The organism is Aeromonas bivalvium (genome assembly GCF_046078285.1).
GTDB classification, from domain to species: domain Bacteria; phylum Pseudomonadota; class Gammaproteobacteria; order Enterobacterales; family Aeromonadaceae; genus Aeromonas; species Aeromonas bivalvium.
The window spans coordinates 94,852-119,843 of record NZ_JBGXBV010000009.1 but is presented as its reverse complement, the minus strand read 5'-3'; the positions used below and the strand labels follow the sequence as shown (position 1 = coordinate 119,843).

Below are 24,992 nucleotides of genomic sequence, written 5' to 3'. Positions count from 1 at the left end.
CCGCAGCAGGGCGCAGGCCTGGGTCTGCCTTGGGGCAATGGCGATGCGCCATGGCAGTATGGCAAGCAGGATCAATGAGTTGACGACAAGGAGTCCAGCATGGGCAAGGTAGCACTGATCACGGGGGCGAGTCGCGGCATAGGGGCCGCCACCGCCCGGTTGCTGGCGCAGCAGGGGTATCGGCTCTGCCTCAACTATCTGCGGGAAGCGGCCAGCGCCGAGGCCCTGGCCGAAACCTTGAGGGCGCAGGGGGCCGAAGTGATCACGGTGCAGGCCGATGTGGCGGACGAGGCGGCTGTGGTGCGGCTGTTTGAGACCCTGGATGCGCGTCTCGGCCCCCTCGACGCCCTGGTCAACAATGCGGGCATCCTGCTGCCCCAGTGCCGGGTCGAAGATCTCGACGCCGCCCGCATCAACCGCCTGCTGACCACCAATGTCACCAGCCAGCTGCTCTGCTGCCGGGAGGCGGTCAGACGCATGTCCCGCCGTCATGGCGGCCGGGGCGGGGCCATCGTCAATGTCTCCTCGGCGGCGGCCCGGCTGGGGTCGCCCCATGAATACGTGGATTATGCCGCCAGCAAGGGGGCCATCGACACCCTGACCCGGGGCCTGGCCCTGGAGGTGGCGGGGGAGGGGATCCGGGTCAATGGGGTGCGCCCCGGCTTTATCCATACCCGGATGCACGGGGATGGCGGCGAGCCAGACAGGGTGGCCCGCCTCGCCCCCCAGCTCCCCCTGGGACGCGGTGGTGAGCCGGTCGAGGTCGCCGCCGCCATCCGCTGGCTGCTCAGCGACGAGGCCTCCTATGTCACCGGTGCCTTCATCGATCTGGCGGGGGGCCGCTGAGGCAGCCCCCTTGGTCAAACTGACCAACTTGTGGTCTAAATGACTCTTTTTCTGCCGCAGACTCTGGGTGGATGAAGAGTTTTTTTATATGAATCATGCCATTACGTTTTGGCACAGGGATTGCCATTGATCCAGCGTCAAGGGGGAGGCCCATGGGGGCTGCCCGCAACAAGGATGAGCGAGATGAAACAGATGATGGTGGTCATGGTGCTGGCATTGGGGTTGGCGGGGTGCAGCTGGCAGGACGATGAGGTGATTCGGGGTCAGGGAGCGACCGTCGTGGCGCAGTTGCCCCTCGGGGACAGGGTCGACAGGATACTGGCCGTGGTGCCGGCGGATATCAGGCTGGTGCACGGATCTGAGCGCGGGATCCGGGTGGAGGGTCAGGAGAATCTCTTGCCCTACCTGACCTTCAGCGAGAGTGGCCGCAAGCTGGAGATAGAGGTCAAGGAGGGGTACCGGCTCAGCACCGACGAGGGACTCAAGGTCACAATCACTCTGCCCAGCCTGCGCGAGCTGGCCCTGGCGGGGAGCAGCCGGGCCGAGGTGGGCGCCTTCGAGGGGGATGAGCTGACCCTCTCATTGGCGGGGTCGGGGGGCATACGCACCGATCGGCTGGAGGTCAGGAGTCTGGAGGGCAACATCGCCGGCTCGGGGGATCTTGCCCTGGGGCAGGGTCATGCCGACAGCCTCACCTTCAACATCGCAGGCTCGGGGGGCATAGCCGCCGGGGATCTGCAGGCCAGGGAGGTCGAGATCAAGATCGCCGGCAGCGGCGATGTGGCGGTGCGCGCGGCGCAGAGGCTGACGGCCACCATAGCGGGCTCCGGCAACATCGACTACTGGGGGGATCCCGAGATAGAGAGCGAGATCGCGGGGTCGGGACAACTGGTGCGCCAGGGGGGCTGACCCTGCGCCATCTTGCAGAAGACGACACGGGCCCCGACGGGCCCGTTTCTTTTGTCGTGCCTGCTCATCGGGGGAGGGCGAGCCCTGCCAGCATAGTCCCCCACCCCTGCCTGCAGGGTGGCTCAGGCGAGGGGAAGGTTCAGCGCCTTGTCGGCGTTGAGCCGCATCAGCAACCACTGCATGCCGGCGAGATGCTGGTGGTCGTGACTGACCAGCAGGCGCGCCAGGCCATCCAGGGTGACCTCCCCATAGTTGCCATAATGGGCCCGTCGCCCCCAGGCCGAGGAGGGCAGCCCCTGGAGCCAGGTGACAGTGTGAGTGCGGGCGGCGCGAAAGCGGGCCAGCTGCACGGCGGGATCCTGATGGGGATAGTCATTGTCCTGGGCCAGCTGGTAGCCATCGAGGGACGCCAGCTCGGGCAGCGTCTCCTCCAGGGTGCGCAAGAAGCGCACCTGATAGCCTTGCGTCTCTATGTCCAGCAGGTGACAGAGGTGGCCCAGGGCACTGAAGCGCTCGGAGGGGATGCCGGCCCAGTTGGCCGGCTCCCAGTTCAGGTAATCGTCAGGCACCTGGTCGAGCAGCTGCTCGAATCGATCAGGCATGGCCAGCAGTGTGGTGAAGATGGGCATGTCAGCCTCCGGTGGTGATGGCGTTGGCCAGCAGGGTACCGACCGCCGCCACCAGCAGGGTATTGGCGAGTACCAGCCAGAAGGCGAAGCGGATCAGGCTCTGCTCCTCCTCATGGCTCCCCTTGGCCAGGCCGATCAGCAGGGCGACCATGGGCAGGGAGCCCAGGGCGGCATGACCGGCGGCACTGTTCTGGACGGCCGCCATGATGGGCAGCAGCGAGGGTGCGAGGGGCAGGTGGGCGATGGAGGGCATGACGATGGCGTTGCCGCCGACGTTGGAGCCCGTGATGTAGCCAGACAGGGCGCCGAACAGGGCGATCAGAGGGCTCAGCAGGCTGGCGCTGAGCTCGCTCAGGCCCTGGTTGATGCTGGTCAGGAAGCCGGCCTTGACCAGCAGCTGGGACATGAAGAGGAAGAAGAGGATGGTGAGCAGGGGACGCTTGGCCCGATTGAACCAGGCCTGCCCCAGCTGCTGGCTCCCCTCACGGGCGATCAGCAGCAGGCTGACGCAGAGCAGCGCCAGACCGGGGGAGGCGAGGGGCTTCCAGCTCACCTGGTTGCCCTGGACAACCAGGAGATCGGCGATGCCAAACAGGGCGTTGAGCCCCTTGAGCAGCAAGATGGCCGCCAGCAGGGCGAGGTAGGGCCAGGCCTGGCGGGGGAACTGGAGCCGGGCCTGCTCCTTGAAGCGGGCCCAGGCCAGTCCGGCCAGCAGGATGGCACCACCGGCGCCGACTCCCGCTATCTCGGATCCCGCCGTGCGGCTGATGAAGTGCAGCAACAGGATGAAGAGCCCGGCCATGGCGCAGCCTGCCAGATAGACCAGGGGGTGCCTCTGCCCCATCAGCCAGAGGGCCAGACTGATGGCCAGCATGAAGACAGGGGCGCTGGTCCAGGCGGCCCAGGCGCCGAGCGTCTCTGCGGGCAGGCCCGCCAGGGCCGCCCCTATGACGGTGGCCAGCCCCAGAGTGCCCCAGGGCATGATGCACATGCCGGTGAGGGCGATGCGCAGCGCCACCTGGCGATCCAGCAGGGCCAGCAGCAGGGGAACCGTGGCGATGAACGACACCCCGAAGCCGGTCATGGACTCGAGCAGGGGAGCCAGCCCCAGCACGACGAAGACCGCGAGGGCGGCTCCCCGCCAGCCGAGCCCGCTCACCCAGCCCTCCAGGGCCTGATTGGCCCGGATGCGCTCCAGATAGATGACGAACAGCAGGCCAGGGGCTATCACGCAGGCCGTGCTCAGGAAGAGCACAGTGCTGTCTTGCAGCACCCGCACCAGGGTGGCGGGGAGGAAGGGATCCGCCAGGCCGCCGAACCAGAGGGCCAGGGCCAGCAGGGAGCCCATCAGGGCCGCCTGCACCGGGGGACGTTTCAGCCCCATGATGAGGGAGATCACCAGCAGTATGGGTGAGAGTTGGATGAGGGCGATCATGACGGGATCTCGCAATGGGGGTAAGGGTGGCGAAAGAGTCTTGGCGATTTTCTAGCACGGTGGCAGATGAGATTCAAGGCGGTCCAGTCTGTGCCTGGTTAGCATAAATATTTGTTTTTAATCGGATTAATAAAAGTTAGTGCTGGTGGATCGGCTCCGCTGGCGTCATCCGTCGGCGCCCAGCTTGGGGTTCTGGCGGCGATGCAGTAGGGGGGGCGGCTGGGGGAGGGGCGAACCATATCTGCTGCGCCGGTACGGGCTGGCAACATTTAATGTCAGGAAAAATATCTGCGAGGGTGGCGAGAAAAGGGGGCGGGAGGCCGGGGCAGATAGGGGGCAAGTGGGCCATGTGGCGCAGGAGAGGAGTGATCAGCCGTCAATCGAGCGTGACTCGGGCAAGGGGCGGTGGGCGATCCGGGAAGGGAGGGCAGCTGGGCTGCCCTCGGTGCCTCGGTATGGGGGGCTGTCAGGGGAGCTCGAGCAGGTGCTCGGCGTGAAAGCGCAGGTGCGCCTCGATGAAGCTCGCCACGAAGAAATAGCTGTGGTCGTAGCCGGCGTGACGATGGAGCGCCAGGGGCCAGCCCTTGGCTTCGGCGATCTCCGCCAGCGTCTCTATGCCGAGCTGTTCGGCGAGGAAGGGGTCGTCCAGACCGACGTCGACCCGGGTCGGCAAGGGCTGGCAGTCGTGGTGGCGCAGCAGCTGGCAGGTGTCCCACTCCTGCCACAGCAGGGGATTGTTGCCGAGATAGGCGCCCAGCGCCTTCTGGCCCCAGGGGCTGCGGCTCGGGTGGCTGATGGGGCTGAAGGCCGACACAGAGCGGTAGCGGCCGGGTTCGCGCAGGGCGGCGATGAGGGCCCCGTGACCGCCCATGGAGTGACCGCTGATGGCGCGGCGACTCGAGATGGGGAAGTGAGTCTCGATAAGGTCGGGCAGCTCCCGGGTGACATAGTCATACATCTGGTAGTGCGCCCGCCAGGGTGACTGGGTGGCGTTGACGTAAAAGCCCGCGCCCTTGCCGAGGTCATAGGCGGCATCATCCGGCACCTGCTCGCCCCTGGGGCTGGTGTCCGGCGCCACCAGGGCGATGCCCAGTTCGGCGGCGATGCGCTGGGCACCGGCCTTTTGCATGAAGTTCTCGTCGGTGCAGGTGAGGCCCGACAGCCAGTAGAGCACGGGCACCTTCTGGCCGGTCAGCGCCTGGGGCGGCAAGTAGACGGCGAAACGCATCTCGCAGCCAAGCAGCGCCGACTCATGGCGATATTGCTTGTGCCAGCCGTCGAAGCTCTTGTTGCTGGCGATGATATCTAACGACATCGGATCCTCCTGCGCCATGGGCGCCTGGGATGAATAGAGAGAGGGCGGGAGCTGCCCGCCCTGCCTGACTCAGTAGTGGATGACGGTACGGATGCTCTTGCCTTCGTGCATCAGATCGAATGCCTCGTTGATCTGCTCGAGCCCCATGGTGTGGGTGATGAAATCGTCCAGTTTGAACTCACCCTGCATGTAGCGCTGCACATAGCTCGGCAGCTCGCTGCGACCGCGCACGCCACCGAAGGCGCTGCCGCGCCAGACCCGGCCTGTGACCAGCTGGAACGGACGGGTGCTGATCTCCTGACCGGCACCGGCCACCCCTATGATGACAGATTCACCCCAGCCCTTGTGGCAGCATTCGAGCGCCGCGCGCATCACCTTGACGTTGCCGATGCACTCGAACGAGAAGTCGACGCCGCCGTCGGTCATCTCGACGATCACCTCCTGGATGGGCTTGTCGTAATCGTTCGGGTTGATGCAGTCGGTGGCACCCAGCTTGCGGGCCAGCTCGAACTTGCTCTCGTTGATGTCGATGGCGATGATGCGACCGGCCTTGGCCAGGCGCGCGCCGATCACCGCGGAGAGGCCGATACCCCCCAGCCCGAAGATGGCGACGCTCTCACCCTCCTTCACCTTGGCGGTATTCATCACGGCGCCGATGCCGGTGGTGACGCCGCAGCCGAGCAGGCAGACCTCTTCCAGCGGGGCGGCCGGGTCCACCTTGGCGATGGAGATCTCCGGCAACACAGTGTATTCGCTGAAGGTGGAGGTGCCCATGTAGTGATAGATGGGCTGGCCGTCTTTCGAGAAGCGGGTGGTGCCGTCCGGCATCAGTCCCTTGCCCTGGGTGGTGCGGATCTTCTGGCACAGGTTGGTCTTGCCGGACTTGCAGAACTTGCACTCGCCGCACTCCGGGGTGTAGAGCGGGATCACGTGATCCCCCACCTTGACGCTGGTGACGCCCTCGCCGACGGACTCGACGATGCCGCCCCCCTCGTGGCCCAGGATGCAGGGGAAGACCCCTTCCGGATCTTCACCCGAGAGGGTGAAGGCATCGGTGTGGCAGACGCCGGTGGCGACGATGCGCACCCGCACCTCACCGGCCTGGGGTGCCATGACCTCCACCTCTTCGATGGAGAGGGGCTGGCCCGGTCCCCAGGCGATGGCGGCCTTGCACTTGATGCTTTGAACCTGTGCCATGAACGGATCCTCTTGTGATGGTTGGCTGGAAATGAAAAAGCATAATTTGAATCTGCTTGAGTGTAGTTTCTCGTTCATTTGGTGATAATGGGGTTAAATATCAAATCACTTTTACTCATAGGTAATAATGTTCGGCTGGGAAGGGATATGTGAGTTTGTCAGCGTGGCGGAGCAGGGGGGCTTTACCCCGGCGGCGCGCCAGCTCGGGGTCTCGGTGGCCCAGGTCAGCCGCCAGGTGGCACAACTGGAAGACAGGTTGCAGGCCAAGCTGCTGCTGCGCACCACCCGCCAGGTGCGCCTCACCGAACTCGGCGAGATCTACTATCGCCACTGCCGCCAGCTGCTGGACAACCTCTACGAGGCCGAACTGGCCCTGGGCCGCCATCAGGCCCAGCCCCAGGGACTGCTGCGCATCACGGCCCCCGTCTCCTACGGCGAGAGCCGCATCGCCCCCCTGGTGAACGACTTCATGGTGCGCTATCCGGCCCTGGAGGTGACCCTCAACCTCACCAACCAGCTGCTGGATCTGGTGCATGACGGTTACGATCTGGCGATCCGCCTCGGCCACCTCAAGGATTCCAGCCTGGTGGCGCGGCGCCTGGCGGGGCGGGTGCCCTATGTGTGCGCCTCGCCGGACTACACGGCGCGCCGCGGCATGCCCAACAGCCTCTCCGAGCTCTCCCGCCACGCCTGCCTGCTCGGCAACGGTGACGAGTGGCACTTCACCCTGGATGGCCGCCCCTACAGCGTGCGGGTGCGCGGCCTGCTCAGGTGCAACAGCGGTCACGCCCTGATGGATGCGGCCCTCAAGGGGATAGGCATAGTGCAGTTGCCCGATTACTACGTCGGCGATCATCTTGCCGCCGGTCGCCTCATCGAGCTGCTGCCGGAGCTGCGGGCGCCCGAGGAGGGGATCTGGGCCCTCTACCCGCAAAACCGCCACCTCTCCCCCAAGGTGCGGCTGCTGGTGGACTATCTGGCCGATCGGCTCGGGGCGCCGGGCCAGCCCTCCCTGATGCCCCCCATCGGCTGACTCTCAACAGGCGCTGTCTCCATTGCGTGTTGGAAGGCTAATCCTGAAGCTGCTCATCACGGTGAGGGCCGCCATCATGGATACCCCAGCCTTTCAGCCCCTGTGTTTCTCTTCCCATGATTTACCTTGCCTTCGCGACTATCCGTGCCGACGTGGCACAGTTTGACTCCCTTTGTCAGCCCCCCAGCCTGGGCTGTCATCCTCCTGCCTGGTGGGCACCCTGTGTGGCACTCCCTCACCAGCACAAAGCTCCGACCGCTTCCCTCGTCCCGGCGCAATAGACAGCAGATCCTGCAGCGGCGCCTACCGGATGGGGGGATGGGCGCACTGGATGGGCAAACCCGCACGCCTCCCCCTTGGCTAGACTGGGCTGGTCGTCTTATGACTCCCATTTGGCGCATCTGCCCACCACTCTATCTGGAAGGATCCGATATGAAACCCTTGTTGACCGCCCTCTTGCTCCCCCTGTTGCCCCTCGCCGCACAGGCTGCCGAACCCGTCTGGATCACGGTCGGTGCCGACAGCGGCGTCGAACTCAAGCAGGTCAAGGCCAGGCTGGCCCCCCTGTTCAGCGCCAGCGGCGCCCCGATCCAGCTGGCCCAGGTCGAGGCAGACGAACTCGGCACTCTCTCCCATCTGATGCACGAAGGTCATCAGCGCTGCGGCGGTTACGTGGTGCACAGCAGCCTGGCCGATGCCCTGCAGAGCATGGCCCAGCCCATCAGCCAGAACCTGTTCAGCGCTCCGCCGCTGACCCAGGGGGCCAGTGTCAATCGGCTGCTGCCCCATCTGGATCAGGGCAAGATAGTCGGCACCATCAGCAAGCTCTCGAGCTGGCGCAACCGCTACTACACCACCACCACAGGGGTGCAGTCGGCCGACTGGGTGGCCAGCCAGTGGCAGACCCTGAGCGCCACCCTGCCCTGGGCCAGCGTCAGCCGGGTCAAGCACAGCGGCTATCCGCAGCAATCCGTGGTGCTGACCCTCAAGGGCAGCCGCTACCCGGACGAGGTGGTGGTACTCGGCGGTCACCTCGACTCCACCGCGGGCGCCGCCCCCAACAGCCGCACCCTGGCGCCGGGCGCCGACGACGATGCCTCCGGCATCGCCACCCTGACCGAGGTGCTGCGGGTCCTCGCCGAGCAGGGGCATCAGCCGGAACGCACCCTGCAATTCATCGGCTATGCGGCGGAAGAGGCGGGGCTGCGCGGCTCCAAGGACATCGCCACCCGCTACAAGGCGGCCAATACCAGGGTGCTGGCGGCGCTGCAGCTGGACATGACCAACTACCAGGGATCGGCGGAAGACATCGTCTTCATGACCGACTACACGGACCAGGGGCTGACCGGCTATCTGGCCCAGCTGCTCGATGTCTATCTGCCCCAGATCCGCTACGGCTACGACAGCTGTGGTTACGGCTGCTCGGATCACGCCTCCTGGCACAATCAGGGCTACCCGGCCGCCATGCCGTTCGAGTCGCGTTTCAACGACTACAACCCCAACATCCACACAGCCCGGGACACCTTGCACAACTCGGATCCCTCGGCCGCCCACGCCCTCAAGTTCGCCCAGCTGGCCACCAGCTTCGCCATCGAGATGGGCAAGATACACTGAGGCGCCAGGGGCGATGAAGCACGCAAAAAAAGGCCCACATCCGTGGGCCTTCTTGCATTTCTGGTATGGGCGAAGCGCTACTCCCGCTCCTTGACGTAGGGGGTACCGAGGGCCCTGGGGGCCACGGCCCGGCCGATGAAGCCCGCCAGCAGGAACACGGTCAGCACATAGGGCAGCGCCTCTATGGCCTGCACCGGGATGGGGAAGTCCCCTATGCTGACCCCCTGCAAGCGGATGGCGACCGCGTCGAGGAAGCCGAACAGCAGGCAGGCCGCCATGGCGCTCCAGGGGCGCCACTTGCCGAACACCAGGGCCGCCAGCGCCATGAAGCCCTTGCCCGCGCTCATGTTGGGGATGAACTGGGCAGTCTGGGCCACCGCCAGATAGGTGCCCCCTATTCCCGCCAAGAGGCCGCCGATGATGAGCGCCGTGTAACGCATGCGCACCACTGAGATACCGGCGGTGTCCACCGCGGCCGGGGCCTCGCCCACCGCCCGCAGCCGCAGGCCGAAGCGGGTGCGAAACAGCACCCACCAGGCCAGCGGCACGGCGGCGAACGCCAGGTACTCCAGCAGGGAGTGACCGCTCAGCAGCTCGCTGTAGAGCTGACCGAGCACGGGCACGTCATAGAGCTCCCGGGCGAAGGGCAGATCGATGGGGGCGAAGCGGGCGGCGCCGGACAGCGCCGGGGTCTGCCCCCCCTGATCGAACCAGTAGCGGCCCAGGGTGACGGTCAGACCCGCCGCCAGTATGTTGATGGCCATGCCGCTCACCACCTGATCGCCCCTGTGGGTGATGGTGGCGAAGCCGTGCAGCAGGGCAAACAGGATGGCGATCCCGGCCCCGGCCCCCAGGCCAATCCAGGCGGAGCCTGAGACGGCGGCCGCCGCACCGCTGGCGAAGGCGGCGGCCAGCAGCTTGCCCTCCAGGGCGATGTTGACCACCCCGGAGCGTTCGCAAAACATGCCGGCCATGGCCGCCAGGATCAGCGGTGGCGCGGTGCGAATGGTGGCGTCCAGCATCAGGATCAGCATTTCAAACATGGTGTGGACTCCCTTCGACGCGCAAAACATTGCTGTCATCCATGGCGACGGGCGCTGTGGGTATGGTGGCATCCAGCATCAGGATCAGGGTTTCAAACATGGTCAGACTCCTTTGACCTGAACGGTGGGACGTCGGGCGATGGCCAGATAGGCCTGCTCGATGCGCGGGCGCAGCATGTGTTCCAGGGCGCCGCAGAACAGGATCACCAGCCCCTGCAGCACCACGACGATGTTGCGATCCACCCCGAACTCGAAGCTGAGCTCGGCGCCCCCCTGGTAGAGGAAGCCGAACAGCAGACTGGCGATGATGACGCCGACCGGGTGGTTGCGCCCCATCAGGGCCACGGCGATGCCGGTGAAGCCGAACCCTTCCACGAAGTTGAGCTTGATCTGGTGCAGCTCCCCTTGCAGCACGTTGAGGGCGAAGAAGCCCGCCAGCATGCCGGAGATCACCATGGCCAGGATCACCACTCCCGGGTAGGAGATGCCCGCATAGGCGGAGGCCGAGGCGCTGGCTCCGACGGCGCGCACCTGGTAGCCCCAGCGGGTGTGCCAGATGAAGACCCATACCAGCAGCGCGCAGACGAGCGCCCAGAAGAAGCTGATATTGAGCGGGCTGTTTGGCATCGTCATGCCGACAGCGGCCGCCAGCTCGCTCATCTTCGGCAGCCAGCTAGCCACGGCGAACACCTTGCTTTCGGTGGCCATGGATCCGGGCGGCTTGAACACGTCCACCAGCAGATAGGCCATCAGGGAGGCGGCGATGAAGTTGAACATGATGGTGGTGATGACGATGTGGCTGCCCCGCTTGGCCTGCAGCCAGGCCGGGATGAAGGCCCAGGCCGCGCCGAACAGGCCGCCGGCTATGATGGCGAGCGGCAGCAGCAGGGCGAACGGCAGCACGTCCCCGAGCAGCAGACAGACCAGCCCCACACCCAGGCCGCCGATATAGGCCTGCCCCTCACCGCCTATGTTGAACAGGCCGGCGTGGAAGGCCACCGCCACCGCCAGACCGGTGAAGATGAAACCGGTGGCGTAGTAGAGGGTAAAGCCTATCCCTTCGCCGGTGCCGAAGGCGCCGTACCACATGATCTCGGCTGCCTCTATGGGGCTGATGTCCAGGTAATAGAACAGGATGGCGGAGACCAGGAAGGCCAGCCCTATGTTCATGGCCGAGAGGACGCCGACCGAGACCCAGGCCGGTACGCGTTGTTGACTCATGGTTGGCTCTCCTTGCCTGCCCCGTGGGAGGGCGTTGTGGCCGCCACCTCGTCGGGAACGATATTCGCCATCATCAGGCCTATGGTGCGTTCATCCGCACTGGCGCCGTCCAGCTCGCCGACGATACGGCCGTCGCTGATCACCAGGATCCGGTCCGACAGGCTCATGATCTCGTCCAGCTCCACCGACACCAGCAGCACCGCCTTGCCCTGATCCCGCATGGCGATGATCTGCTGGTGAATAAATTCGATGGCACCTATGTCCACGCCGCGGGTCGGCTGGCCGATGAGCAGCACGTCCGGGTCCTGTTCCACTTCCCGGGCGATCACCAGTTTCTGCTGGTTGCCGCCGGAGAAGTTCGCGGTCTTGTGGTCCGGGCTTGGCGGGCGCACGTCCCACTTGTCCATCTTGGCCTGGCAGTCCCGGCGGATGGCCCCCTTGTCCTGCAACCAGCCCTTGTTGTATTGGGGGCGGCGGTGATAACCGAGGATGAAGGCCTCCTGGGCGTCGAAGCGGTTGATGAGCCCCATCTTGTGCCTGTCTTCCGGCACATGGCCCAGGCCGTAGTCGCGCACCTGCTCCGGGCTGGCCGGATGCTGGCCATCGATGCGGTGGACGCTCCCCCTGCCATGGAGGGTGAAACCCCCTTCGCTGGGCTTGAGGATGCCGCCGAGCAGGCTGAGCAGCTCGGACTGGCCGTTGCCAGAGACCCCGGCCACCCCGACCACTTCCCCGGCCCGCACCGCGAAGCTGACGGACTTGAGCCGTGGCACGCCGTCCGGATCCCGGTAGCCGAGGCCATCCACCTGCAACCTGGGGGCCCCCGGCCGGGCCGGGCCCTTGTCGACCTTGAGGCGCACCTTGCGGCCCACCATCAGCTCGGCCAGCTGCTCCTTGTCGGTGTCCCTGGTGGCGACATGGGCCACCATCTCCCCCCGACGCATGATGGAAACCCGGTCCGTGATGGCCAGGATCTCCCGCAGCTTGTGGGTGATGAGCATGATGGTAGTGCCCTGATCCCGCAGTTTTTTCAGCACCTCGAACAGGTGATCCGCCTCCTGCGGGGTCAGCACCCCGGTGGGCTCGTCCAGGATCAGGATGCGGGCGCCGCGATAGAGCGCCTTGAGGATCTCGACCCGCTGCTGCAGGCCCACCGGCAGGTGCTCGACTTTCTCGTGCAGCGGCACCTCGAGGCCATAGTCCCGGGCCAGCTCGCCCAGCAGCTTTTCGGCCGCCGCCAGACTCTTGCCCAGGTGCCAGCCGTGCTCGGCGCCAAGAATGACGTTTTCCAAAACCGTGAAGTTGTTCACCAGCATGAAGTGCTGGTGCACCATGCCCACCCCTGCGGCAATCGCATCCTGGGAGCCATGGGGTTTGAAGGGGTGGCCGTCGATGAACATGTCACCGCGATCGGCGTGGTAGAAACCGTAGATGATGCTCATCAGGGTCGATTTGCCGGCGCCATTCTCGCCGACGATGCCATGAATGCTGCCTTTGTGAACCTGGAGGTCGATCTGCTTGTTGGCGTATACCTCGCCAAACCGCTTGTCGATACCGCGCAATTCGATGGCGTAGCGATCCGTCTGGTCCATGATGCAGTCCTTGCTGGTCATGACGCGTCTCTCCCCCTGATCAGGCAGGCCCGTTCAGAGGGAGTGAGACCGAAAACCGGCCCGCGAGCGGGCCGGTGTGTCTGGTAGCCAATGGGCTGTCAGTAGTTGCAGGTGCCGTCGCTCATGTAGTCATGCACCTTGACCTTGCCGGCGATGATGTCGGCCTTGATGGCGTCCGCCTTGGCCTTCATCTCCGGGGTGATCAGCGCCTCGTTGTCCTTGTCCAGCGCCCAGTCAACACCGCCTTCCGCCAGACCCAGGGACTGGATGCCCGGCTGCCAGCTGCCCTTGGCGGCGTCATCCCAGCTCTTGTAGGCGGCCAGTCCCACGGACTTGACCATGGAGGTGAGCATGGTGCCCGGCTGCAGATGGTTCTGGTTGGAATCCACCCCGATGGCCAGCTTGCCCTCGTCCTTGGCGGCCTGATAGACGCCGATACCCGTGCCACCGGCGGCGGCATAGACCACATCGGCCCCCTTGGCGAACTGGGACTTGGCGAGCTCCGCGCCCTTGGCCGGGTCGGCGAAGGCCGCCGGGGTGGAGCCGGTCATGTTCTGGAACACTTCCATCTTGGGATTGACGTACTTGGCACCCTGCTCATAGCCGCACTGGAACTTGCGGATCAGCGGGATATCCATGCCGCCCACGAAGCCGACCTTGCCGCTCTTGGACGCCATGGCCGCCAGGGCGCCCACCAGGAAGGAGCCCTCATGCTCCTTGAAGACGATGGATTGCACGTTCGGCTTGTCGACCACCATGTCGATGATGGTGAACTGCACCGCGGGGAACTCGGTGGCGACCTTCTCTACCGCCGAGCCCATGTTGAAGCCGACCGCGACGATGGGGCCGTTGCCCCGGCTGGCCAGACGGCGCAGTCCCTGTTCGCGCTGGGCCTCGTTCTGGGGTTCGAACTCCTTGACCTTGACCCCCTTGTCCTTGTTGTAGACTTCGACGCCGTTGCGGAACACGGCCTCGTTGAATGACTTGTCGAACTTGCCTGCGGTGTCATAGATGACGGCGGGCTGGGAAGCGGCCTGGGCCGAGAGAGCGGTCAGGGTGAAGGCGGCCACACTGGCCAGTTTGAGTAGCTTAGTCACGATCTTGTCCTTGATTGTTATTGAGGGTCCGTAACCTGCTGGCGCAGGCAAGCGTGCACGCAGGCTAACTGTATGTGAGTGAGGTCGGGGGTCAAGGCGGGTATTGCAGAAAAACGTTTGCGCTAACGGTTTGATACATAAGCGAATGAATTTATAAGTGGTTGTTTATAGTCAACTTTATGGTTTTTTGTGCTGAATTTTTACGGCCTCAAATGACATTTTCATTACGAATCATGAGGTTGTGCGCAAGCGTTTTCCTCTATTGGGGCACAAGTAGGTATCGATAGGAGCCTTCATGGCCCCATGGCCAGTGGCACTGGCCCGGCTTGGGAGAGGCGCCGCCCTCGGGTTCGATACCGGGTCGGTGCAGTGAGGAGGTGGTGATGCACCGGGATTTGGTCTGCGGCCGCTCAGGCCGTATAATCCCCGCCTGTATAAATAAACAGGAGTGGTGATGGACGTTTCAACCCTGCTCGACGGGCTCAATGACAAGCAAAGAGACGCGGTGGCGGCCCCTCGCAGCAATCTGCTGGTGCTGGCGGGCGCCGGCTCGGGCAAGACCCGGGTGCTGGTGCACCGTATCGCCTGGCTGATGCAGGTGGAGCGTTGCTCACCCTTCTCCATCATCGCCGTGACCTTTACCAACAAGGCGGCGGCCGAGATGCGCGGCCGGGTCGAGAAGGTGATAGGGGACGGCGTGCGCGGCATGTGGATAGGCACCTTCCACGGCATCGCCCACCGATTGCTGCGGGCCCACCATCTGGATGCGGGCCTGCCCCAGGATTTCCAGATCCTCGACTCCGACGATCAGTACCGCCTCATTCGCCGGGTGCTCAAGGCGCTCAATCTGGACGAGAAGCACTGGGCCCCCCGCGCCGTGATGGGCTACATCAACGGCAAGAAGGATGAGGGGCTGCGCCCCGGCGACATCGATCTCTACGGCGACCCCGTCACCCGCACCTATCAGCAGATCTACAAGACCTATCAGGAGACCTGCGATCGCTCCGGTCTGGTGGATTTTGCCGAGCTGTTGCTGCGCGCCCACGAGCTGTGGCTGAACAAGCCCCACATCCTCGAGCACTACCGGGATCGCTTCCAGAATATCCTGGTGGACGAGTTCCAGGACACCAACGGCATCCAGTACGCCTGGCTGCGGATGCTGGCTGGCGACACAGGCCGGGTGATGATCGTCGGCGACGATGACCAGTCCATCTACGGCTGGCGCGGCGCCAAGATAGAGAACATCCAGCGCTTCCTGACCGACTATGAGGGGGCGCAGACCATTCGCCTGGAGCAGAACTACCGCTCCACCGCCAATATCCTCAAAGCCGCCAACAGCGTCATCGCCAACAACTCGGAGCGGCTCGGCAAGGAGCTGTGGACCGAGGGGGCCGAGGGGGAGCCGATTTCCCTGTACGCCGCCTTCAACGAGGTGGACGAGGCCCGCTTCGTGGTGGGCCGCCTCAAGGATTGGAAAGAGAAAGGTGGCTTGCTCGCCGACTGCGCCATCCTCTACCGCTCCAACGCCCAGTCCCGGGTGCTGGAAGAGGCGCTGATGCAGGACGCCATGCCGTACCGCATCTACGGCGGCCTGCGCTTCTTCGAGCGGCAAGAGATTAAAGACGCCATGGCCTACCTGCGTCTCATCAACAACCGTGGCGACGACGCCAGCTTCGAGCGGGTGGTCAACACCCCGACCCGTGGCATAGGCGATCGCACCCTCGAAATTCTGCGCGGCAACGCCCGGGATCAGGGGCTCAACCTGTGGCAGTCGGCCAAAGCCTTGCTCAATGACAAGGTGCTGACCGGCCGCGCTGGCAATGCGGTACGCGGCTTCGTGGATCTTATCGATGCCCTGGAGGAGCAGGTCGGCATGCTGCCGCTACACCAGCAGGCGGATATCGCCATCCAGCACTCCGGCCTCAAGGCCATGTATCTGGCGGAGAAAGGCGAGAAATCCCAGGCGCGGGTAGAGAACCTGGACGAACTGGTCACCGCCTGCCGCCAATACCAGCGCCCTGACGAGCTGGAAGACATGAGCGATCTCTCCGCCTTCCTCGCCCATGCGGCGCTGGAATCCGGCGAGAATCAGGCGGACGAATACGCCGATGCGGTGCAGCTGATGACATTGCACAGCGCCAAGGGGCTGGAATATCCCCTGGTGCTGCTGGTGGGGGTGGAGGAGGGCATGTTCCCCAGCCAGCAATCCACCGAGGAGTCGGGCCGGCTGGAAGAGGAAAGGCGCCTGTGTTACGTCGGCATGACCCGCGCCATGGAGAAGCTCTACATCTGTTATGCCGAGAGCCGCCGCATCTACGGCCGCGAGATGTTCCACAAGCCGAGCCGCTTTATCCGCGAGATGCCCGCCGAGTGCCTGGAAGAGATCCGGCTGCGCACCCAGGTGAGCAGACCCACCCAGTACGGCCGCTTCAGCCAGAACGAGGTGCAGCAGAGCTTCGACGCCAGCGGCATCAAGCTAGGCCAGCGGGTGCTCCATCCGAAATTCGGGGAAGGCATAGTGCTCAACTTCGAAGGTGTGGGCCAGCAGAGCCGGGTGCAGATCCAGTTCGACGACGTCGGCGCCAAGTGGCTGGTAACGGCGTATGCCAGATTGGAAGTAATATCTTGATTGAAAGTCTTTTTATTTATTATTAATTACTTCTAAAACTATTTCACATAAGAACATACTTTCAGGCCTCTATGCTGAGCCTGAAAGTATTCATATCTATCTATAGAATCAGCTTGTGTTATAATGGATAAAATTTTTTGCAGACGCATTTTTAATGGAAAAACTTGCTAAACATAACAATACATTGAGGGAAATATACGAGTCCCTAGATGATGGTAATCATAAAAAAATCACTACAGGCCTCGTTGATTTAGACTCTATTGATTCTATCCTGAGAACACTATTATCTATTGATGAGATGAGAGAAGCTGGTAGTTTCTTTACAGGAAGAAATCTAGCTGAACTCAGCATAATAAATGCCGGCCTATCCAATAATGATCAGTCTAGCGTTATCCTAGACCCAACCTGTGGTGCCGGTAATTTATTAATAGCAAGCACCTCATTGTTTAGCGTCTATCCAAGGCTTTCACAAACATTGGAACAATGGGGGAAAAGATTATATGGCTTCGATCTATACGAATCTTTTATTGATGCTGCAAAACTAAGAATTATATTTGAAGCGCTAAATCGGGGTGCAATTAAAGACTGCAGTCTAGAAGAGGCTATGGGCCACCTTAATAACATATATGTTAGAGATGTAATGTCGCTTGATGACAGCGCACTCAATAATGTGTCACATATTGTTATGAACCCCCCCTTTTCAATCTGGGAATCTCCCAAAACTGGAATTTGGAAGCAGGGGCGTGTAAATGCAGCTGGAATTGTTCTTGAGCATGTACTGCTGCACGCTCCAAAAGGGACTAAGATATCAGCGATATTACCCGATGTATTAAGGTCTGGCTCTAGGTATAGCCATTGGCGGAAATTCATATCTCAATCGGTAAATGCGAATGTAAAGACATTAGGCAGATTTAATGCAAAAACAGATGTCGATGTCTTTTTACTATATGGAGAACTATATGAGAATAATAAAGAAATAAAGTGGAATGAAAGAGTGTCATCAGATAAAGACACTATCGTATCCGACCACTTCGATGTTAGAGTCGGCCCTTTGGTTGCCTATAGAGACCCTCTGGAAGGCATTCATGCGCCATATATTCATTCTAAAAACTCACCGCCATGGTCAACAATAGATAATTTTACGGAGTATAGAAAGTTTAATGGTAGATTAATTGAAACTCCATTTATTGTCATTCGAAGAACATCAAGTCCTTCAGACAAAGAGCGTGTAATTGCTACATTAGTTGCATGCCCTTCTTCCAATGTAGCGGTAGAAAATCATCTTATTATATTAAAACCCAAAAGCGGCCTATTGGAGGATTGTCATTGGCTTTTGACAAAATTAAAAAGTGAACGTGTAAATGCCTACATAAATGATGTTATTAGATGTAGACATTTAACTGTTGGTGTAGTGAAAGAAATACCAATCTCATGATAGCTATTGTGGTGTTAGTATTTTCTCTTTAAATATTTCATATATATCTATTGGTATATGTTCCAATGCCTCTGTAGATAAGAATATTTTTTTATCTGCAATATTATGCATTTTTTCTGTATGATAGATCATACATGAGATGCAGATGGCTTGATATGGAGACAAGCTTAATAACGGCTGACTACCAATCAAATCTGAACTTTCGCAAACTTGGCGTAATTCATCGAGACTAATATTAGCCACTTGTAGTATGTTAAAAATATTCTTAGCTAGCCTAACAGTGTCTTTAGGTAAGGAATCATGATTCCAATGTTTACCTATAATCTTAAGTATTTTATTGATTTTTTTATACTCAGGGTTATCACTTATATCTATTCTTTTAGCCATCTCTTGTGCTGAAAATATAGATAGTTCAGCATGCTCTAGTGATGCCTTAACTTGATAGGCAATTCTATTATTAGCCCAGTTATAGCAATCACCCTTATATACCAAATCATGAGTTGCAATTGCCCAGGCATGTTGCAAAAAAGTTTTAAGTTGAATTTCAAATATGCAATCATCAAATTCTCTATCTGGTAAATAATCTTCTTTTTTTAGTTTTGCGTATAGTCTAATGTCATCAAAAATGAATGAGCTTGGGTCTTTGTGTGTGAAGTTTTTCGTTCTTGGACGGCGCTCAATTATATTAAAGTGAGCATATATTAGCTTCTCTGCAATACTGAGAGTCGTTGAGTTCTCTACGACTAGACAACAACCAAGAAAGTCCTCTAATTCTGAAATTTTTGAGAAACGGCCAGTTTCAGCTTTTAGAGCAAAAGTGACAAGCTCTTTTAGTCTACTCTCATAATGCCATCTATTATGTTTTATAATATTGAAAGCATTATCTACTTCTTTCTTTAAAGAGGCATATTTAGCATGCCTCTCATTGTAAATAAGACTAATAGAATTAGATATTTTCATTCATCCAATCCCTAAGAGCATCATGACGAGCTTGCCTCTGAGGCGCTTCCGTGTTTGCACCTATAGCATTCCTAGCATAAGTAGCTAAGTGAACGCTATCACACTGGGTATCATCAATTCCCTTATCTACCAAGCCTTTATAAGACTGCATGAACTCATTGTATTTATTTGAAAAATCAACCGAACTTGCAGTTTTGCAAAACTCCCGAGCCACTCCCCATAATGTATAAAAATGCATGAAGTTTCTTGCGTGAGATGTAACACAAGAATTATTTTCCTCGCACTTCATAATAAATTGCTTTGTACTTTCAAAGCAATTAACAAAATCACCAATAACAAAATCAGGGCTGTCCTCTTCAGGTGTATCATACATAGCATACACATCATCAAGGAAGTCTTGGCTAAAACCATGACATTTATTATAAATAGTAGATATCATAAGCTCAGATATAAACTGAACATCTTTCATTCTTTTAGATCTGGCAGTGGTAACAATACCTAATTTTTGCCAATCAGTATTCTCTGATTCCTGCTCAGCAAAATTAATAAACCACCCATCATACTTGGCATGCCGTAATTCTTGTTTTTCTAACTTTCTAGAGTTCCGATTCAGCCTATCAAAAACTTCATCTACGATAGTTTCTTCTATAATATCAAGCTGATCTACACCTATTACAAAATTCCAAAATGCTTTTTTGTGTTCTGGTGATATATCCTTAAACTTTCTCCCCCTCAAATCAGTATCTGTATATTCTTTCGGCATTGATATTTTATTTTCAGCAAAGCTAATTATTGTTTCTAATCTCTGCTTTCCGTCCACAACATGATATGTTGTCTTTCCTGTATTACCATCTATCTCCTTGTGTAAAAATATTGCAGGGCATGGATATCCTTTAAATACAGTATCAAGAAAAAACAACTTATCTTTGCGAGTCCAAACAGAACGTCTCTGATATGGAGGGTTTAAGTTAAGTTGTTTATTTCTATGCAAATCCAAGAACCAAGATACGTCCTGAGTTGTTAACCGCCTTTCCATCCTTACCCCCAATATTTTTCACAATTCAACAGAAAATATTTTTATATTCTATCGCAGACAGCGTAATTGTAAAAACATTGTTCGCACAATATGAACTGTCATTTTTGAATGAGCAACACTCACCCTCTAATCCTTGATGACCAGCTACTTATCTGACCAACTTGCTCTCCATCACCCCTTGTTTGCCCTCCTCTTCACTGACCTGACTCAGCTTGGAGCGAGCCATCAGCAGGCCCATCTTGACCTCCTGCCAGACGTAGTAGTTTTTACCCGCCTCGGTGCTGAGGGTAAGGGTGGCGTCGTTCTCTGACTTGGAGGTGATGGTGTGGCTGCCCGGCGTCACCTGTTTGAGGATATAGCTGTGGGCCACGGTATCGCCGACCGCCATACCATCCACCAGCACCGGCATTTTCACCGCTGTGCCGAAGGTCTCATTGCGATAGATATAGAGGTTGGCCGCATCCTTGGGCGCCACAAACTGCTTGGCCTGCGCGTCAGCGGCAGCATCGGCCATGGGTACGGAAGCACAACCGGAAAGCAGCGCCGCCGACAGCAGGGCAGCACTCATCAATATTTGCCTGAACATAGTGGTTTGGTTTGAGTGGGTTAACGGGGTTTAAAGGTTCGCATGAGGCTTTGTTACCGGGCAACTACTCAAACCACCGCCGGTGTGACGGGATTCAATATTCCGACAATTAACCGGCATGGGGCAGATCCGCAGGTTAACGGCGTTTCGCACGGAGGCACAAACCCCAAGCTCCCGCCTGTCTGGCTCACCGCGGCTGAAACGCCTTGACGAGAAATTCGATAAAGAGCCGCACCTTGGGGGACTGCTCCTTGTGGAAGGGGTAGACGGCGAACAGGGCGTGGGGGTCGGGTTGCCAGTCGGGGAGCAGTTTGACCAGGGTGCCGTCCGCCAGTTCGCTCGACACGAACTCTTCCGGCACCAGGATCACCCCGAGCCCCTGCACCGCCGCCTGTTTCAGGGCGATGCCGTTGTTGGCGCAGAAGCTGGCGGGCTTCAATTCCACCGCCACACTCTCCGCCGCCCGGCTGAAGAACCATTTGCCGGGGGAGGAGGAGAGACTGTAGCGCAGGCAGTTGTGCGCCTTGAGATCCGCCGGGTGGGCGGGCCGGCCCGCCTCCTCGAGGTAATCGGGGGCGGCGCAGAGCACCCGCTGCACCTGGCACAGGGGTTTGGCGCGCAGGGTGGAGTCATCCAGGGTGCCAGCCCCCCGGATCACCACATCCAGCCCCTGATCCACCAGATCCATGTAGGCGTCGCTCAGGTTCACTTCGATGCTGATGTCTGGATAGCGGCGCTGGAACTCGCAGACGAGGGGGTTGAGCCGGATCAGTCCGTAGGACATGGGCATGCCTATCTTCAGTCTGCCCCTGGGGGTGAAGGAGGCGGCCATGATGGACTGGTCGGCGGCGTCCAGGCTGTCCAGCACGGCGCATATCTGGCCGTAATAGGCCATGCCCGATTCGGTGACGCTCAGTCGCCTTGTGGTGCGGTTGATCAGCGCAATGCCGAGATAGGCTTCCAGCTCGTTGATGTTCTTGCTGACCGCCGCCTGCGAGAGGTGAAGGTTGTCCGCCGCCGCCCTGAAGCTGCCCATCTCCACCACCCGGCGAAAGACGTTCAACGCCGTGATCTTGTTCATCCTGCCCCCGTTAATTCACTACTGGTAAATGATGGTGCCATCATTGCGCAGTTTATTCACCATAGTGTGTATCGCAAGGGAGGTCATCGGCAACGGCCTGTCATGGCAACGCGGGGCATGACGAGGCGGCCGGGCTGCTGCCCGACCGCCCGATCCATGGAGGAGGCTTATTGCACCTTGCCGGGGGCGGGGGGCAGGGTGATGCCGACATCGGCCCAGGGGTTGGTGCCGAGCAGCTGGGCGTGGGGCACGTCGGCCTGGTAGCGCATGGTGAACGCCTCGGGGCCATGGGCGAAGGCCACCAGCAGCCCCTGTCTGGCGTCCATCAGCCCGGCGTGCATGCCGAGGCCGTGATAGCTGACGCGCACGGCCTTGTCCTCAAGGCCCACCTTGTCTATCTGGAAGCGGGCTATGCTGCCGTCTTTCAGGGCAAAGCCCCAGCGGAAGGGGCCGCCGCTGACTACCGTCATCACCTCGTCGATGTCGGTGCCGTCTTCTGCGGAGTTGACGTGCATGCGGCCATATTTGCCGAGCACGGCGCTGCGGGTGCGCTCGTCCAGCGCCATCAGGTCATAGACCTTGGGGTAGGGGCCGACGCCGGTTTCTTCGGTGGCAACGCCCCCCCCTTGCACCGCGGGTTCGCGCCCTGCGAGCCTGGCTTGCTCCAGCAGCTCCCCCTGACTCAGGTTGAAGGCCGCAATCAGGGCGCCGTGCTCCGCCTTGGTCAAGGCGCGGCGGTGGGAGGCTTCGAGCAGCGGCCTGGCGGCGTCGGGGATATCGACGGTGACCACGTTGACGCCGATGGGGTTGAGCGCTTTGTTGACCGCCTCGACCCCGGTGACGGCGGGGCGGCCATCGCTGAACTGCACCGAGACGATATCACCGGCGAAGGTGTTGAGGGAGATTGCCGAGGCGATGGCGCCGGCCAGGAGAGCGATGTTGGTGAATTTCATCTGAGATTCCTCGTTAAGGTTCGAGGAGCAGTCTAGGGCGCTGGAGTGTTCACTGAAATGGTACTTAGCTGATATCAAAATTCACTGTTGGTAATAAATGGCAGGGGAAGCGGGAATGCCCGCTCTGTGAGCGCAAGTCTGGGACACCCATCTTTTTGAGGGAGGCGTAGCGAGGCTGGCTCTCGATATCAAAATGTGGGTGTCCCAGGATGAACTGCCGCCCCTTCGGTCGTCACTCGCCGGCGAGATCAGGCCCCCTGCCAGCGCTTGAACAGCACGCTGGCATTCACGCCGCCAAAACCAAAGCCATTGGAGATGGCGTGCTCGATCCCCATGTCACGGGCCGCGCCCCGCACTATGTCCACGCCGTCGGCGAGGGGGTCGGCTTGCTGCAGGTTGCGGGTGGCGGGCACTCTCTGGTCGCGAATGGCCAGGGCGGTGAAGATGGCCTCTATCCCCCCGGCGGCCCCCAGCAGATGGCCGGTGGCGGACTTGGTGGAGGTCACCGCTATCTGGTGGTTGTCGCCAAATACGCGTTTGATGGCGGCCAGCTCCCCCCTGTCTCCCACCGGGGTCGAGGTGGCATGGGCATTGAGGTGCTGAACGTCCGCTGCCTGGATGCCGGCCTGAGCCAGGGCCGCCATCATGGCGCGGCGAGCGCCGTCTCCATCCTCCGGGCCGGCGGTGAGGTGATAGGCATCGGCGCTGGTGCCATATCCCACCAGTTCCACTATGGGGGTGGCGCCCCGGGCCAGGGCGTGTTCCAGGGATTCAATGACCAGGATCCCGGCCCCTTCGCCCATCACGAACCCGTCGCGGTCGACATCGAAGGGGCGGGAGGCCGCTTCGGGGTCATCGGCAAAGGCGGACGAGAGGGCGCGAGCCGCGGCAAACCCGCCCAGGCTGACGCGGTCTATGGTGGCCTCGGCCCCGCCACAGATGGCGATGTCGGCCTCACCGCAGCGAATGAGGCGGGCGGCATCGCCAATGGCCTGCACCCCGGCGGCGCAGGCCGTGACCGGTGCTCCGAGCGGCCCTTTGAAGCCGAAGTTGATGGAGACATGGCCCGCTGCCATGTTGACCAGGAAGGAGGGGATGGTGAAGGGAGACAAGCGGCGCGGGCCCCGCTCATCCGTGGTGCGCACCGCATCGACGATGGCGGGGAAGCCGCCGATGCCCGAGGCGATGATGGTGGCGGTGCGCTCCTGTTCCGCAGCCGTCGCGGGGGCCCAGTTGGCTTGCAGCAGGGCCTCCTTGGCCGCGGCAATGGCAAACAGGATGAAGCGATCCATCTTCTTCTGCTCCTTGGTCGACACCACGGCATCGGGGTCAAACCCGGCCAGGGGATCCTCGGCCAGGGTCGGCACCATGGCGCCCACCTTGGCGGCGAGCCCTTCGGTGAAGGCCTCCGGCAGGCGGCGCAAGCCGGACTGGCCCGCCAGCAGTCGCTGCCACACGGTTTCCACCCCATATCCAAGCGGGGTCACCGCTCCCATTCCTGTCACCACGATACGATGTGCGTTCATGACTCTGATTCCTGTTTCGAAGGGTTATCGCCGCTCATCACGCCATTGGCATGGCACAGACGCTGCTTCATGCCGTCGCTGGCGGCCGGTCCCGGCACCAGTGTGTGGCGCGAGGGTGAAATCTCCTGGCCGGTGCGCCTGTCCACCAGCATGGGCTCGACCAGCTCGCCCGTCTGGGCATCCCTCAGCTGGATGCTGGCCCCCTCGGGCGCCAGGTGGTTGTTGCCCCAGGTGAGCAGCGCGATCAGCACGGTGCTGAGATCCTGGCCGCGGGGGGTGAGCGCATATTGATAGCGAGGGGGGCGCTCGGAGTAGAGCCGCTTCTCCATCAGGCCCCCCTCGACCAGGGCGGTCAGGCGTCGGGTCAGTATGTTGGGGGAGATGCCAAGGCTCTTTTGAAATTCATCGAAGCGCGACAGGCCATGCATGGCATCGCGGATAATCAGCAGACTCCACCATTCACCGACGTGATCCAGGCTGCGGGCGATGGGGCACTGCTGTTCACTCAGACTCTTCTTGCGCATATGGGCTATCAGGTTACTTGCATAATGGAAGTAACCATACGGCCCTTACTTCCATTATGCAAGTGACTCGTGGCGGGCGAGGGTATTCGGCATCTTGGTGATCGGGGGGGAAAGCTAAAAGTTGGGACACCCATCTTTTGAGGGAGGCGTAGAGAGGCTGGCTCTCGATATCAAAACGTGGGTGTCCCAGGATGATGCTGCAGAAGAGAAGGTTCCGGGAGCCGGGGGAAGATGACAGCGGGGGCCGCCACCATGGCGACCCATGGCGGCCCCTGGCGGCTCCCTGCCTTGGGATAAATCGGGCCCTGTC

Annotated in this window: 21 protein-coding genes; 6 read left to right on the top strand and 15 right to left on the bottom strand. The window is 60.3% G+C overall.

The window, feature by feature from the left end:
• Nucleotides 1-99: 99 nt before the first annotated feature.
• Nucleotides 100-846 (top strand): SDR family oxidoreductase, encoded by a 747-nt coding sequence (locus tag ACEUCR_RS17410; protein WP_408748080.1) that lies wholly within the window; start codon nt 100-102, stop codon nt 844-846.
• A 183-nt stretch (nt 847-1,029) separates the two neighbouring features.
• On the top strand, nt 1,030-1,755 hold the full coding sequence (locus ACEUCR_RS17405) for a head GIN domain-containing protein (RefSeq protein WP_408791621.1): 726 nt from the start codon (nt 1,030-1,032) through the stop codon (nt 1,753-1,755).
• 122 nt (nt 1,756-1,877) lie between these two features.
• Here the strand turns inward: ACEUCR_RS17405 and ACEUCR_RS17400 are convergent, their stop codons facing one another.
• The 4 genes from ACEUCR_RS17400 to ACEUCR_RS17385 form a co-directional block, all read right to left on the bottom strand.
• Nucleotides 1,878-2,384, bottom strand: coding sequence for a DinB family protein (locus ACEUCR_RS17400; protein WP_408791620.1), 507 nt, complete (start codon nt 2,382-2,384; stop codon nt 1,878-1,880).
• Nucleotide 2,385: 1 nt separating this feature from the next.
• Nucleotides 2,386-3,819: an L-lactate permease gene (locus ACEUCR_RS17395; protein ID WP_408791619.1), complete on the bottom strand. Its 1,434-nt coding sequence runs from the start codon at nt 3,817-3,819 to the stop codon at nt 2,386-2,388.
• Between the two features lie 466 nt (nt 3,820-4,285).
• A complete protein-coding gene (gene fghA / locus ACEUCR_RS17390; RefSeq protein ID WP_041998990.1) occupies nt 4,286-5,134 on the bottom strand; it encodes an S-formylglutathione hydrolase in 849 nt (282 codons plus the stop codon).
• Nucleotides 5,135-5,203: 69 nt separating this feature from the next.
• On the bottom strand, nt 5,204-6,331 hold the full coding sequence (locus tag ACEUCR_RS17385; protein WP_041998992.1) for an S-(hydroxymethyl)glutathione dehydrogenase/class III alcohol dehydrogenase: 1,128 nt from the start codon (nt 6,329-6,331) through the stop codon (nt 5,204-5,206).
• Between the two features lie 127 nt (nt 6,332-6,458).
• On the opposite strand from ACEUCR_RS17385, the gene ACEUCR_RS17380 reads away from it, so the two are divergent.
• Nucleotides 6,459-7,364 (top strand): LysR substrate-binding domain-containing protein, encoded by a 906-nt coding sequence (locus ACEUCR_RS17380; protein WP_408791618.1) that lies wholly within the window; start codon nt 6,459-6,461, stop codon nt 7,362-7,364.
• A 432-nt stretch (nt 7,365-7,796) separates the two neighbouring features.
• A complete protein-coding gene (locus ACEUCR_RS17375) occupies nt 7,797-8,978 on the top strand; it encodes a M28 family metallopeptidase (protein WP_408791616.1) in 1,182 nt (393 codons plus the stop codon).
• Between the two features lie 77 nt (nt 8,979-9,055).
• Here the strand turns inward: ACEUCR_RS17375 and ACEUCR_RS17370 are convergent, their stop codons facing one another.
• The 4 genes from ACEUCR_RS17370 to ACEUCR_RS17355 form a co-directional block, all read right to left on the bottom strand.
• Nucleotides 9,056-10,021 (bottom strand): ABC transporter permease, encoded by a 966-nt coding sequence (locus tag ACEUCR_RS17370; protein ID WP_111874143.1) that lies wholly within the window; start codon nt 10,019-10,021, stop codon nt 9,056-9,058.
• A 102-nt stretch (nt 10,022-10,123) separates the two neighbouring features.
• Nucleotides 10,124-11,242, bottom strand: a complete 1,119-nt coding sequence (locus ACEUCR_RS17365; protein ID WP_392441829.1) for an ABC transporter permease — start codon at nt 11,240-11,242, stop codon at nt 10,124-10,126.
• On the bottom strand, nt 11,239-12,834 hold the full coding sequence (locus ACEUCR_RS17360) for an ABC transporter ATP-binding protein (RefSeq protein ID WP_111874200.1): 1,596 nt from the start codon (nt 12,832-12,834) through the stop codon (nt 11,239-11,241). Before ACEUCR_RS17360 ends, ACEUCR_RS17365 begins: the two co-directional genes overlap by 4 nt.
• A gap of 119 nt (nt 12,835-12,953) precedes the next feature.
• On the bottom strand, nt 12,954-13,952 hold the full coding sequence (locus ACEUCR_RS17355) for a BMP family lipoprotein (RefSeq protein WP_041999007.1): 999 nt from the start codon (nt 13,950-13,952) through the stop codon (nt 12,954-12,956).
• Between the two features lie 454 nt (nt 13,953-14,406).
• On the opposite strand from ACEUCR_RS17355, the gene uvrD reads away from it, so the two are divergent.
• Together uvrD and ACEUCR_RS17345 are read left to right on the top strand one after the other, a co-directional pair.
• A complete protein-coding gene (gene uvrD / locus ACEUCR_RS17350) occupies nt 14,407-16,581 on the top strand; it encodes a DNA helicase II (RefSeq protein ID WP_408791614.1) in 2,175 nt (724 codons plus the stop codon).
• Between the two features lie 154 nt (nt 16,582-16,735).
• The gene (locus ACEUCR_RS17345) at nt 16,736-18,016 is read left to right on the top strand and encodes an N-6 DNA methylase (protein WP_408791613.1); all 1,281 of its coding nucleotides are present in this window, start codon (nt 16,736-16,738) and stop codon (nt 18,014-18,016) included.
• Between the two features lie 3 nt (nt 18,017-18,019).
• Here the strand turns inward: ACEUCR_RS17345 and ACEUCR_RS17340 are convergent, their stop codons facing one another.
• From ACEUCR_RS17340 to ACEUCR_RS17310, 7 genes are all read right to left on the bottom strand, one after another.
• Entirely contained in the window at nt 18,020-18,976 is a 957-nt protein-coding gene (locus ACEUCR_RS17340) for a nucleotidyltransferase family protein (protein ID WP_408791611.1), read from the bottom strand.
• Nucleotides 18,963-19,973, bottom strand: coding sequence for a DUF262 domain-containing protein (locus ACEUCR_RS17335; RefSeq protein WP_408791609.1), 1,011 nt, complete (start codon nt 19,971-19,973; stop codon nt 18,963-18,965). The genes ACEUCR_RS17340 and ACEUCR_RS17335 overlap by 14 nt, the downstream gene beginning before the upstream one ends.
• 187 nt (nt 19,974-20,160) lie before the next feature.
• Entirely contained in the window at nt 20,161-20,598 is a 438-nt protein-coding gene (locus ACEUCR_RS17330; protein WP_408791607.1) for a DUF2846 domain-containing protein, read from the bottom strand.
• Nucleotides 20,599-20,785: 187 nt separating this feature from the next.
• Nucleotides 20,786-21,679 carry a LysR family transcriptional regulator gene (locus ACEUCR_RS17325; RefSeq protein WP_408791605.1) on the bottom strand — a complete coding sequence of 298 codons (894 nt, stop codon included), beginning with the start codon at nt 21,677-21,679 and terminating at the stop codon, nt 20,786-20,788.
• Between the two features lie 167 nt (nt 21,680-21,846).
• Nucleotides 21,847-22,632 carry a hypothetical protein gene (locus ACEUCR_RS17320; RefSeq protein WP_408791603.1) on the bottom strand — a complete coding sequence of 262 codons (786 nt, stop codon included), beginning with the start codon at nt 22,630-22,632 and terminating at the stop codon, nt 21,847-21,849.
• A 248-nt stretch (nt 22,633-22,880) separates the two neighbouring features.
• A complete protein-coding gene (fabF, locus tag ACEUCR_RS17315) occupies nt 22,881-24,158 on the bottom strand; it encodes a beta-ketoacyl-ACP synthase II (protein ID WP_408791601.1) in 1,278 nt (425 codons plus the stop codon).
• Nucleotides 24,155-24,682: a winged helix-turn-helix transcriptional regulator gene (locus ACEUCR_RS17310; RefSeq protein ID WP_408748061.1), complete on the bottom strand. Its 528-nt coding sequence runs from the start codon at nt 24,680-24,682 to the stop codon at nt 24,155-24,157. Before ACEUCR_RS17310 ends, fabF begins: the two co-directional genes overlap by 4 nt.
• Between the last annotated feature and the right edge of the window lie 310 nt (nt 24,683-24,992).

Excerpts from the sequence above, each read along its gene's own strand:
- ACEUCR_RS17310 (WP_408748061.1), bottom strand. The coding sequence starts at position 24,682 with ATGCGCAAGAAGAGTCTGAGTGAACAGCAGTGCCCCATCGCCCGCAGC.
- fabF (WP_408791601.1), bottom strand. The coding sequence starts at position 24,158 with ATGAACGCACATCGTATCGTGGTGACAGGAATGGGAGCGGTGACCCCG.
- ACEUCR_RS17375 (WP_408791616.1), top strand. The coding sequence starts at position 7,797 with ATGAAACCCTTGTTGACCGCCCTCTTGCTCCCCCTGTTGCCCCTCGCC.
- ACEUCR_RS17380 (WP_408791618.1), top strand. The coding sequence starts at position 6,459 with ATGTTCGGCTGGGAAGGGATATGTGAGTTTGTCAGCGTGGCGGAGCAG.
- ACEUCR_RS17405 (WP_408791621.1), top strand. The coding sequence starts at position 1,030 with ATGAAACAGATGATGGTGGTCATGGTGCTGGCATTGGGGTTGGCGGGG.
- ACEUCR_RS17340 (WP_408791611.1), bottom strand. The coding sequence starts at position 18,976 with ATGAAAATATCTAATTCTATTAGTCTTATTTACAATGAGAGGCATGCT.
- ACEUCR_RS17360 (WP_111874200.1), bottom strand. The coding sequence starts at position 12,834 with ATGGACCAGACGGATCGCTACGCCATCGAATTGCGCGGTATCGACAAG.
- ACEUCR_RS17370 (WP_111874143.1), bottom strand. The coding sequence starts at position 10,021 with ATGTTTGAAATGCTGATCCTGATGCTGGACGCCACCATTCGCACCGCG.
- ACEUCR_RS17345 (WP_408791613.1), top strand. The coding sequence starts at position 16,736 with ATGGAAAAACTTGCTAAACATAACAATACATTGAGGGAAATATACGAG.
- fghA (WP_041998990.1), bottom strand. The coding sequence starts at position 5,134 with ATGTCGTTAGATATCATCGCCAGCAACAAGAGCTTCGACGGCTGGCAC.
- ACEUCR_RS17410 (WP_408748080.1), top strand. The coding sequence starts at position 100 with ATGGGCAAGGTAGCACTGATCACGGGGGCGAGTCGCGGCATAGGGGCC.
- uvrD (WP_408791614.1), top strand. The coding sequence starts at position 14,407 with ATGGACGTTTCAACCCTGCTCGACGGGCTCAATGACAAGCAAAGAGAC.
- ACEUCR_RS17365 (WP_392441829.1), bottom strand. The coding sequence starts at position 11,242 with ATGAGTCAACAACGCGTACCGGCCTGGGTCTCGGTCGGCGTCCTCTCG.
- ACEUCR_RS17395 (WP_408791619.1), bottom strand. The coding sequence starts at position 3,819 with ATGATCGCCCTCATCCAACTCTCACCCATACTGCTGGTGATCTCCCTC.
- ACEUCR_RS17385 (WP_041998992.1), bottom strand. The coding sequence starts at position 6,331 with ATGGCACAGGTTCAAAGCATCAAGTGCAAGGCCGCCATCGCCTGGGGA.
- ACEUCR_RS17330 (WP_408791607.1), bottom strand. The coding sequence starts at position 20,598 with ATGTTCAGGCAAATATTGATGAGTGCTGCCCTGCTGTCGGCGGCGCTG.
- ACEUCR_RS17320 (WP_408791603.1), bottom strand. The coding sequence starts at position 22,632 with ATGAAATTCACCAACATCGCTCTCCTGGCCGGCGCCATCGCCTCGGCA.
- ACEUCR_RS17325 (WP_408791605.1), bottom strand. The coding sequence starts at position 21,679 with ATGAACAAGATCACGGCGTTGAACGTCTTTCGCCGGGTGGTGGAGATG.
- ACEUCR_RS17400 (WP_408791620.1), bottom strand. The coding sequence starts at position 2,384 with ATGCCCATCTTCACCACACTGCTGGCCATGCCTGATCGATTCGAGCAG.